The organism is Streptomyces sp. NPDC007084 (genome assembly GCF_040703595.1).
Taxonomy (GTDB): Bacteria; Actinomycetota; Actinomycetes; order Streptomycetales; family Streptomycetaceae; genus Streptomyces.
This window is the reverse complement of record NZ_JBEYFY010000009.1, coordinates 1-10,493: the sequence shown is the minus strand read 5'-3', so window position 1 is coordinate 10,493 and position 10,493 is coordinate 1. Positions and strand designations below refer to the sequence as shown.

Below are 10,493 nucleotides of genomic sequence, written 5' to 3'. Positions count from 1 at the left end.
CGTGATCCGCTACGACACCATCAGACTCGCCGGCTATGTACCCGTCCCGGGCGCCGAGTGGACCGCCCCCTACTACACGCTGTTCTTCCCGCGGCCCCACCGCAAACGCCTCCTCGAGCTCTACCGCTTAGGGCTCAAACGACCGGAGGACTGCCTCGCGGTCCCGGTCGGACGCCTCAACGCCCTCCTTCAGGCGCTGGCCCCCGAATTGGTCTCGGTGGCGAAATGGCTCGACGTCTCCCATGACGAGCCATGGCTGTACGCCCGCAGGCCAGTGCCCCAGGACGTCTTCTCGACGCTGATGCACACATGGGTACGCGACCTGCGCCCCGAACCGGAGCACCGACAGGCCGTCAGGGAGGTGCTCGGCGAGTTACGCCTCGGCGAACTCCGCTGGGAGCGGCGCGAGGTCTCGATGCTGTCCCGGACACCGACACCGGGTGGTACTGCGGAGCCGGACGGGCGCCTTTACCATCTACTCCCCGATGCCCTCGCCGACCTGGCGCTGGGGCTGGAACCGTTCTCCTACGCCGGCGGGACCCTGGGGTTCCGCGGAGTCGCGCGGCGGCCCTCCGATCGGGGTGCCGAGCTGATCTCATGGCCGCCCGACCGACACGAGGACCGCGACGGACGGACATGGTGGTTCTCGGCACTGCTGGCGCTGTCCCTCCAGACCGTCCCGTTCTCACCGGAGTTCCGGGTTCATCTACGGTGCGGTGTCCGGCGTTGGGCGACCCGGACCGGAACGAACGGTCTGTACCTTCCCCCTCGTCGCGCCACCTCGGTATACCTGCTTGCGAACGCTCCTTGGATCACCGACTGCCCGGAGAGCTGGGCCTCTGCCCGCTTCTCCGTGGGGCGCCTCAGGTACGACCGCGCCCTCCATGCTCGGCGCTGGGAGGCGGGCGGCCCTGATGGGATGCTCTCCCGGTTGCGGCTCCGGCAGCCACTCCCCAAGCCTGACGACCTCACTGGCGACCCGACCGGCTGGCTCACAGGGACGGCTGGGGTCAGCGCCGCGGTGGTACACAGCGCCCCCATGGGCTCACATGGTGTGAAGGCCGGGCTGATGCCTGGCGATCGTGTGCCGCTCACCGAGTGGTTCGAACATGCCATGCCCGATGGCCTGGTCCGGGCGCCGGACCAGGTACGGGCCACCCGCTACTTCAGGGTGCGACGACAGACAAAGCAGCACGACGAGGAGCCCCTTGAGCCGGAAACGCGCGAGACCACCGCGCGCCGTCGGGAAATGGCCGAACTGCTGGAAGGCGCTCCCCTGCGGGTGGAGTTCCTCTGGCTCACCGAGCCCATCCGGGACGCGGGCGTACAGGCACTCGCCACGTTGCTCGGTCTCGACGGGGAGCCAGGACGAAAGCCGGACGGAGAAGTCACCGGACCGGACGGGGAGACACTCTCGTGGCGGACACCCGAGCTGGCGGTGGAACTGCACCTGACGCGGATCGGCGGGCTCGCAGACAGCCTCGACCTCGCTCCCGGCGACCAGGGGAAAACCAGCGCCCTGCACACCGCCATCGCGAGCCGCCGCGAACGGGTTGTACGGCACTTGCCCAACGCGCGGACGGGCGGTCCTGCGTCGCTTGCCCTGTTGGAGATCCACCACAAGGACGCCTACACCCCGCGCTCCGCCGACCCCAAGTTCGCCCTGAGGCTGGGCTTCGGGGACGCGGGACGGGTGACCCAGTTCGTAGTGAATCCTCGCCGGGTGACCGGCAAACCCGTGGACGTGAAGAAGTCCACGGCCAGGAAACTCGAAGCATGCTGGATGGACGGCTTCCGCCAGCTCGGCCATCGCCCTGTGCCCGACCACGGCCTCGGCCCGGCCATCCCCGCGCACACGCAGTACACGGCTCTGTGGCTGGTCAAGCGCCGCCGGGACGGTCCCACCCGCCAGGCGGACCTCGTACCGATCGCTATCCGCGTCCGTCCCGGCGAGCCCGCTCCAGAACGAATCACCGGCTGGGACAACAGAACCGGCGAGTGGGTCCCGTACCCGACGCTCCTGATGCGCCTGGCCGAATCGGCCGAACTGCCGACAGCGGACGATCCCGACGAGGGACCGCCAGGCACGGAGACGGGCGGCCCGGACGAGATGGAAGGCGGTGACGACACCGAACAAGGCTGGGACTGGAACAGCCGTACCGAACAGCACAGAAGGGCTGTGGCGGACGCCGTCCAGGAAATCCTGTTCGCTCTTCGCGACCGCCCGACGCTGCTCTTGATCCACGCTCAGAACGCCCGTCAGTTGTGGCCGTGGCTGCAGAACGGACGCATCGAACCGGACACGATCCAGCTTCATGGCCGGCGGGCTCAGCGGATCGCTCTCCAAGGGCCCGAGCTCCGGTTGGTCCGGGTCCGCGACAACGCCGACACCGAAACACCTCAGTGGTGGGGCCGAAAGGAGCAGAACACAAGTGACGGCGAGGAGGGGGAGAGGTTCGGCCTCGCCACCGGCCTGTGGAAACCTCCCGGTTGTGATCCGCGGAACCGCGTGTTCAGCAGCACCGGTGAAAAGGCGGGGCCGGGGACGAAGGTGTCCGTCATGGCATCACGCTGGGCCTTCCGCTCCTATACCAGGGCGGGGAAGACCGGCTCCACGATCGACACCGACAGGCCGGCGTGGAACCCCGGCCTCCTGGAGATCACCATCGCAGGCTGCCTGCCCGGTGACGACCCTGAGCTGTGGGCGGCCCTGACCCACCGCCTGCGGCAGTCACCCGGACGAGCTCCCCTACTCGCCCTGCCACTTCCACTCCACCTCGCCCGCAAGGCCGCCGAGTACGTCCTGCCCACCACACGGGACCAGTCAGCGGAGCCAGACGAAGACGAGGGCGCCGTGCAGCTCTGCTTCGACCTAGGAGTGATCGCCCCGTGAGCAACCTCGAACTCCACGACATGTGGGCCGACGCCCATGTCTCCTACTCCTCACCCGCGGGCCCCGGACTCATCGGCAACTCCGGCCCGCTGGCCGAACAGACAGCGGCGTGGAACGAACGCCTGGCTGAAGCGGCCCCCAACGGAGCCCTGCTGGCCCACAACACCATGTTCGAATCACTGCGCCGTGGGACGACCCTTCATCTGCTCCATGTCACCCCGTGGTATGACCTCATCGCGCGCCACGGCACTCTTCGGCCCTCGGGCGGCTGTCTGGTAGGGAGCCTCTACTGCGCACCGCTCACACCCACGTCAGAGGGTCTGCGCATGCACAACCTCGCCGCGTACATCCTCACGAAAGAAGCACCCGCCTCTGCGGCCCGCTCCCCGCGTCCCGGCCAGGTCGCGACCCCCCTGGTCCTGGAGATCACCGTGCCGCGCCACGGCTACCGCGGTCTGGTAGGCATCGACTACCTCCGGCTGGGGTCGATCCACTTGCGGAACTACCGGGAGCTGGAGAACCTTCTAGGCCCCAAGGAGCAGTGCGAACTACGCGAAGCGGTGGTGAATCGCGTGAGGAACTCAGCGGACTTCCTCAGTCTGGCGGCCGCCATCGCCCAACGCCCGGAACCCGCGGAACACCAAGCGTTTCCTCGCCTCCTGTCCGAGACCATCCCCAGGCTCCCGGTTCTGGGCTACGTCTACTTCGAAGCGCTGTCGGAGTACCTGATGCTGTACTCACGCTCCGACCACACCCAGAGGCTGGCGGAGCAAGGCGAGTTCAACAACTGGCTTTATAAGAAGGTGCTCTTCGAAGGCTTTCCCGGTACGGAGGGCCACTTCGACCTGGCTCGATTCCGTCCCGGCTTCGCCCTCCTCGAGCAGATCCTCGGCCAGGTGGACCCGAGCATCGACGCCGCCCATGCCCGAGCTCACCTCACGGCACGCATCAGCTTTCTGGCCACCGCGCGCTTTCTCGGGCCGGAATGGCCCATGGACCGGTGGCATCGCATTCGATGGGACTTCGACCACGTCGCGGAGTACTTCGGGCCACTCCTAGGCCACCTCATCCACCGCGAGCTGCGCCGCTTCCACCGATATCCCGACTTCTACCACTTCTTCGACGAATACAAGGCGGTCCAGGCGTGGAACTACTGGAACCACATGGGCATCGCGCTGCCCTTCAACGGGACTGTTCCCAAAGGGGAGATCGGTGTCAATCCCGCTTATTCCGAGCTGGACTACCGTGTCTGGCGGGCGGAACTCGGTGATGACGGGCTCCTTCACCCTGTGGAGGAGGTCGCCCTGCGGCTGACACCTCGGCTGGTCGACACACAGCACACTTTGATGCGCGACAGGCGGGCGGCCGGCAGGAACGACACTTCGCAGGGAACCCGGCGACTGGTCGACTCCATGCTGTGACGGTCAGGAACGGAACGTCGCCCCAGTCCGGCCTCCGAGTTCCGCTGTCCGTACTCCCACGAAGCGCGGTGGCGTCCGCGCCACTGGAGGACGGCTCCGGTGCGCCGCTCAAGAGGTGGGATCCCACGCCTACGGAATGGGCAGCCTTGGTAGCGAACCTCCGGCGGCGTGCCTGTCGCATACGGCCGGGACGGCGGCAGGTCGCACGTCCCAGTCCGTGGGGCTCGAGTGACACAGGACTCGCCTTCTCGACCAGTCGGCCCGGGCGCCGAGCCGCATGTCCCCGAATCCCCCCGGGATTGTCCGTGCTCCGTAACGGCGGGAGCCCTCGGGAGCCGGGGGTCGTCATCGTCAGTGGTCGCGTCGCGGCCGGTGGGGTGAGGATCGGGTGGAGGCGGGGCGGGATGGCGCGGCACGGTGGGGTGCGAGGCTGGTACGGCAAGGTGGTCGGGGCGGCGCTCGGGGTGACGTTGTGCGCCGTCGGTGCCTCGGTGTGGAGCGCGCAGGCCGATGCCGTGGGCGGTCCCGCGCAGCCGGCCGCGCCGGCCAAACCCGCCGTCAGGGCCGTCGCGACGAGCATCGCGCACGCCTCCGACCGGGGCGCCCACGGCGTCAACATCACCATCGACGACGGGCCCGACCCCGTCTGGACCCCCCAAGTGCTCGACGTGCTGCGGGAGTACGGGGTGAAGGCCACCTTCTGCATGGTGGGGACGCAGGCGCAGGCCCACCCCGACCTCGTGAAGAAGGTGGTCGCCGCCGGGCACCGGCTCTGCGACCACACCGTGTCGCACGACACCGCCATGGACCAGAAGTCCCCGGCCTACCGTTCCCGGGAGATCCTCGACGCCGAACGCATGATCACCAAAGCGTCCGGGGGCGTCCGGCCGCTGTACTACCGGGCTCCCGGCGGCGCCTTCACCCCCGACAGCCGCAAGCTCGCCGCCTCCCGGGGCATGCGCCCGCTCGGCTGGAACGTGGACACCAAGGACTTCGAGCGCCCCGGCGCGGACGCCATCGTCGCCACCGTGCGGCGCGAACTCCCCAACGGGCCCACGCTCCTGTTCCACGACGCCGGCGGGGACCGCTCCCAGACCGTCGAAGCCCTCCGCCGGGTGCTGCCCTGGCTCAAGCAGCAGGGGTACACCTTCGGGTTTCCCGTGCGGTGAGCCAGAGGGGATGGGTACGGAGAGGGGGGCCTCAGGCCGGCCCCCCTCTGCCGGTTCAGTTCGTGAACGTGAAGTACTTCCATGCCCCGTGCGTCGTCGAATTGACGTTGTCGCCCGAGGAGTTGTTCACGTACGACGCGCGCGTGCGGGCCCGGACGCCGGCCTCGCCCGAGGCCTTCAGGCGTACCGCCGTCTTGCCGCTCGTCCCCAGGGCGAAGTACTCGGAGCCCGCGTCGTACCACGAGCCCTGGTAGTAGACCTCCAGGTCGAAGCGGAACTTGCGGCCCTTGTAGTAGCTCATCGTCGTGGTGAGGACCGGGTCGGTCTTCTTGTGGAAGTAGTAGTACGTGTGGGAGCCGATCCGGCCCGTCCGGTAGTGCTTGGAGACGCTGGTGGAGACCTTCACCTGGGCGTACGCCGTCGACTTCACGGTCTTCGCCGCGTAGTGCGAGTCACCGGTGAACACGGCGGTCACGACGGTGTCGCGCTTCATGTCGACGGTCGCCGACACGTTCCCCGAGGAGTTCACCTTGGCCGTCTTCAGCAGCTTCTTCGGCTTGTCGGCGCCGTAGGGGTCCGCGTAGATCGCGACGGTGCGGTTCTTGTACGTCGTGCCGAGGTGCGCCGTGAACGACACGTCCTTGCCGTACGCGTAGACCTTGCCGCTGTTGTTCAGGCTCAGCGAGGTCGCCTTGCGCGAGACCTCCACCGCGTACGAGCCGGAGGCGGCGGCGTGGGTCGCGTCGCCCGCGTAGGAGACCTTGTAGGTGACCTTGCCGCCGGCGGGCGGGGTGTCGGTGAAGGAGAAGCTGCCGTCCGCCTTGGTCTTGACCGCGGCCAGCGCCTTGCCGCCCGTCGACTCGACGTCCGTACGGGTCACCTTCAGGCCGGTGCCCGCGGGAAGCCTCGTCTTGGAGGTCAGCTTGCCGGTGACGGTGAGCTTCTTGGCCCGGTCCGCCTTCGCGGGAGCCGACACCTTGAGGGCCGGCAGCTCCTTGGTCGGGTCGGTCAGGGCGCGCAGGGTGTACGTGCCGTACGTGTTCTCCGAGACGGCGAAGACCCGGCCGGCGTCGGGCGCCCAGGCGAGCGCTCCGTCCACCAGGGTGTCGGCGCCGCTGCTGTTGCCGGTGTTGGGGAAGTCGTACTCCCGCGTCGGCACCGGGTCGCCGGGCCGGTGGATGTGGACGTCCGGCTCGTACCAGGAGAAGCTGCCGCCGGCCACGGTGCCGTCGGGCGCGACCCGCACCGCGTTCGGGTAGGAGTCGATCGGGTAGCCGGTCTGCTCGCTGAGGTCGGTGGTCGAGTAGGCGCCGAGACCGTAGCCGTAGGCCGGGTCGCCCCACGACGTGAGGACCTGGCGGCCGTCGGGCGTCAGGTCGATCTGCTTCACGGCGGTGTCCATCGAGCCCTTGGTGCGCAGCGTGGCGCCGTCGGCCGTGACGTCGTAGACGGCGAGGTCGCCGCCGTTGCCCGCCGCCAGCACTCCGGGGACGGCCGGGTCCGCGGCCAGGAACATGCCGTAGGCGCCGGAGAAGTCGACGTCGCCCCGCTGGTCGAGGTGGACGACGGGTTCGGCGCCGGAGATGTCGAGCGAACCGAAGTCCGTGCCGTGGGCGAACCAGATACGTCCGTCCACCACCTCCAGGTCACCGGGGGCCGCCCCGAGCGGGTAACTGGCGGTCTGGGTGTACGTGCCCGTCTCCACCGAGACGATCCGGCGGGCGTTGGTGACGGCCGCGTACACCTGGCCCGAGTCGGGCGAGAGCGCGAGGCCGCTCACCCCGGAGAGCCCGGTCAGCGTGGCCCGGACGGTGCCCGTGTAGTCGGTGACGACGATCTTGCCGCCGGTCGGGTCGGAGACGTAGACCCGCTGATGGGTGCCGTCCACGACGATGTCGCCGACCGACTTCACCGGAAGGACCTTCGCGGAGTCGGCCGCCGCCGGACCCGCCACGCCCGCCACCAGGGCGGTGGAACCAAGGACGACCGCGAGTGCCGTCGCGATCGAGATGCTGCGCCTGCGCACAGTGATGTGACCCCCACAGAAGACGGCCCGCCCGGTGTTCACCGGGCCGCGACCGAAGCCGAGACGAAAACGGCCGCGCGTCCCCCCTGCACACCACGACGGGTGTTTTCACACCACGACGGGTGTGTGGACGCTGCCTGAGGTGCAGCGTATGACATGGGAGTGACAATTGAGGATTGGAATACGGCCGCCCGGTGCCCCGCCGCCCGGTGCCCTGGCGGCCAGGGCCGGGGCGCCAGGGGCGTGGGCCGGGGCGCCGGGGCCGGGGGCGGGGCGCCGGGGAGGGTGCGGACAGGGGCCGGCGGAGGGTGCCGACAGGGTCGGCGGGCGGGTCGGAAGCGGGCCGGCGGGCGGGTCGGAAGCGGGCTGACGGGTGGGCGGCGCCCGAAAGCGGGCGCGCAGAAACGCTGCGACCCGGGCCCGCCAATATCTGTGACCGCCACATGAGAAATGGACGGCGGGCGCGGCCAGTATTTCTTGATCGGCCGATGACCGGCGGCCGGCGCGGTTTTTTTTCGCCGCCCGCAGCCGTTCCCGTCGTGCTACTGTCGACAACAGTTGCAGTTGTGGTTCCCAAGAACTTGACGGACTTCCACCCTCTTCTTTGGTGGAGTTCTTTTGTGTCTCCGGTCTTTTTCCGGCGGGGTAATCATCACGGCGACGCGGAATCCGCGCAGTGCGGACTCCGAGCACCGTCCCGAAGGAGAATTGACATGACTACTGGCACCGTGAAGTGGTTCAACGCGGAAAAGGGCTTCGGCTTCATCGAGCAGGACGGCGGCGGCGCCGACGTCTTCGCCCACTACTCGAACATCGCCGCGCAGGGCTTCCGCGAGCTGCAGGAGGGCCAGAAGGTCTCCTTCGACATCGCGCAGGGCCAGAAGGGCCCGACGGCGGAGAACATCGTTCCCGCCTGACACCCGCACGCACAGCGAAGCTGGGGCCCGCACCTTGGGTGCGGGCCCCAGCTCGCCGCTTTCCCGGGCACGGGCGACGACGCCCGTCCCGGACCGCCGGCCGCGAGTGGCCGGACCCGAACGCGGGTATGAATCCCCTCGGGACCGCGCGCATCCGCCGGGACCACCGGGACAGCACGCGAAAACCCCGGTTCCGCCGGTGGCACCGCCCCGGCTCCCCTCTTCACCTCAGGCTCCACTTCCCGGCCCCGCCACCGGTTTCGCCCACGGCAGCCTCACCCCGTGGTTCCGCCCGGTGCCGCCGATTCGGCCCCACCACCTTCGGGACCGTGACCGTTCCGGATTTCCGGACACGTATCCCGACCGCATTACTCACCACCCCGGACCGCATTCGGTCCGATGCACGACCCCATTCGGTGTCGTATTTCATTCGGCTCGTTCTCGCTATTCTCTGCGCTGCACATTCGCTGCGGGAATTCCTTGAAACGCGCCCGTTCAAGGAAGGTTCCGCATGAACCGCACACGCACGAACGACCGTTTCGCCCGTACCCGATCCGAGGGCGCAGGCCCCCGGCGGAGCGGTGGTGGCAGCCGCTTCGGGTCCGCGCCCTCCGGCCGTGGTTCCGCTTCCTCCGGCCGTTCCGGCGGCGCCGGCAGGTCGAAGGGCTACGGGGGCCGGCCGGCCTCCCTCCAGGGCGAGTTCGCCCTGCCGGTGACGGTCACGCCCGCTCTGCCGGCCGTGGAGGCGTTCGCCGACCTCGCCCTGCCCGCCCCGCTGCTGGCCGCGCTCGGACACGAGGGCGTCAGCGTCCCCTTCCCGATCCAGGCCGCGACCCTGCCGAACTCCCTCGCGGGACGTGACGTACTCGGCCGGGGCCGCACCGGCTCCGGCAAGACGCTGGCCTTCGGCCTCGCGCTGCTGGCCCGTACCGCCGGCCGGCGCGCCGAGCCGCGCCAGCCGCTGGCCCTGGTCCTCGTCCCGACCCGCGAGCTGGCCCAGCAGGTCACCGACGCGCTCACCCCGTACGCCCGCTCCCTGCGGCTGCGGCTCGCGACCGTGGTCGGCGGGATGTCCATCGGCCGGCAGGCCGCCGCGCTGCGCAACGGCGCGGAGGTCGTCGTCGCCACGCCGGGCCGTCTCAAGGACCTCATCGAGCGCGGCGACTGCGGACTCGGCGACGTCGACATCACCGTCCTCGACGAGGCCGACCAGATGGCCGACATGGGCTTCATGCCCCAGGTCACCCAACTGCTCGACCAGGTGCGTCCGGGCGGTCAGCGGATGCTGTTCTCCGCGACCCTGGACCGCAACGTCGACCTGCTGGTCCGCCGCTACCTGAACGACCCGGTCGTCCACTCGGTCGACCCGTCCGCGGGCGCCGTCACGACGATGGAGCACCACGTCCTGCACGTCCAGGGCGCCGACAAGCACCGTACGACCACCGAGATCGCCGCGCGGGAGGGCCGGGTGCTGATGTTCCTGGACACCAAGCACGCGGTCGACCGGCTGACCGAGCACCTGCTGAACAGCGGTGTCCGGGCCGCGGCCCTGCACGGCGGCAAGTCCCAGCCGCAGCGCACCCGCACCCTCGCCCAGTTCAAGACCGGGCACGTGACCGTGCTGGTGGCGACCAACGTCGCGGCGCGCGGCATCCACGTCGACCAGCTCGACCTGGTGGTCAACGTCGACCCGCCGAGCGACCCCAAGGACTACCTGCACCGCGGCGGCCGTACGGCACGGGCCGGCGAGTCGGGCAGCGTCGTGACGCTGGTGACGCCGAACCAGCGGCGTGACATGAGCCGCCTGATGGTGGCCGCCGGGATCACCCCGCAGACCAGCCAGGTCCGTTCGGGCGAGGCGGAACTGACCCGCATCACGGGCGCCCAGGCGCCCTCGGGTGTGCCGGTCGTCATCCGCGCGCCCGTCTCGGACCGGCCCCGGCGCGGTGCCTCCGGCTCCTCCTCGCGTGGCCCCTTGCTGACGGTGCCCTGGCAGGCTAAGCGTCCTGTCGGACCTCCGCCTAACTCATGGCTGGCGCGCAAGTTCTGGACTCCCGAGCCGCCCGA

Annotated in this window: 6 protein-coding genes; 5 read left to right on the top strand and 1 reads right to left on the bottom strand. The window is 69.6% G+C overall.

Annotated elements, in window-relative coordinates:
* The first annotated feature begins 1 nt into the window (after window position 1).
* From AB0912_RS10770 to AB0912_RS10760, 3 genes are all read left to right on the top strand, one after another.
* Window positions 2–2,893, top strand: a complete 2,892-nt coding sequence (locus AB0912_RS10770; protein WP_366697933.1) for a DUF3962 domain-containing protein — start codon at window positions 2–4, stop codon at window positions 2,891–2,893.
* Window positions 2,890–4,314, top strand: a complete 1,425-nt coding sequence (locus AB0912_RS10765) for a hypothetical protein (RefSeq protein ID WP_366697931.1) — start codon at window positions 2,890–2,892, stop codon at window positions 4,312–4,314. The genes AB0912_RS10770 and AB0912_RS10765 overlap by 4 nt, the downstream gene beginning before the upstream one ends.
* Before the next feature lie 404 nt (window positions 4,315–4,718).
* The gene (locus AB0912_RS10760; protein ID WP_366697929.1) at window positions 4,719–5,483 is read left to right on the top strand and encodes a polysaccharide deacetylase family protein; all 765 of its coding nucleotides are present in this window, start codon (window positions 4,719–4,721) and stop codon (window positions 5,481–5,483) included.
* 55 nt (window positions 5,484–5,538) lie between these two features.
* Here AB0912_RS10760 and AB0912_RS10755 read toward each other — a convergent pair whose 3' ends face one another.
* Window positions 5,539–7,509, bottom strand: a complete 1,971-nt coding sequence (locus tag AB0912_RS10755; RefSeq protein WP_366697927.1) for an Ig-like domain repeat protein — start codon at window positions 7,507–7,509, stop codon at window positions 5,539–5,541.
* 713 nt (window positions 7,510–8,222) lie between these two features.
* Between AB0912_RS10755 and AB0912_RS10750 the strand changes: the two genes are divergently transcribed.
* A complete protein-coding gene (locus AB0912_RS10750; RefSeq protein WP_315886733.1) occupies window positions 8,223–8,426 on the top strand; it encodes a cold-shock protein in 204 nt (67 codons plus the stop codon).
* A 511-nt stretch (window positions 8,427–8,937) separates the two neighbouring features.
* Window positions 8,938–10,493 (top strand): DEAD/DEAH box helicase (locus AB0912_RS10745; protein ID WP_366697925.1); only part of this gene is annotated, 1,556 nt, incomplete at its 3' end.

Bases quoted from the DNA above. Each gene is read 5' to 3' on its own strand.
- AB0912_RS10760 (WP_366697929.1), top strand. From the start codon at position 4,719: ATGGCGCGGCACGGTGGGGTGCGAGGCTGGTACGGCAAGGTGGTCGGG.
- AB0912_RS10750 (WP_315886733.1), top strand. From the start codon at position 8,223: ATGACTACTGGCACCGTGAAGTGGTTCAACGCGGAAAAGGGCTTCGGC.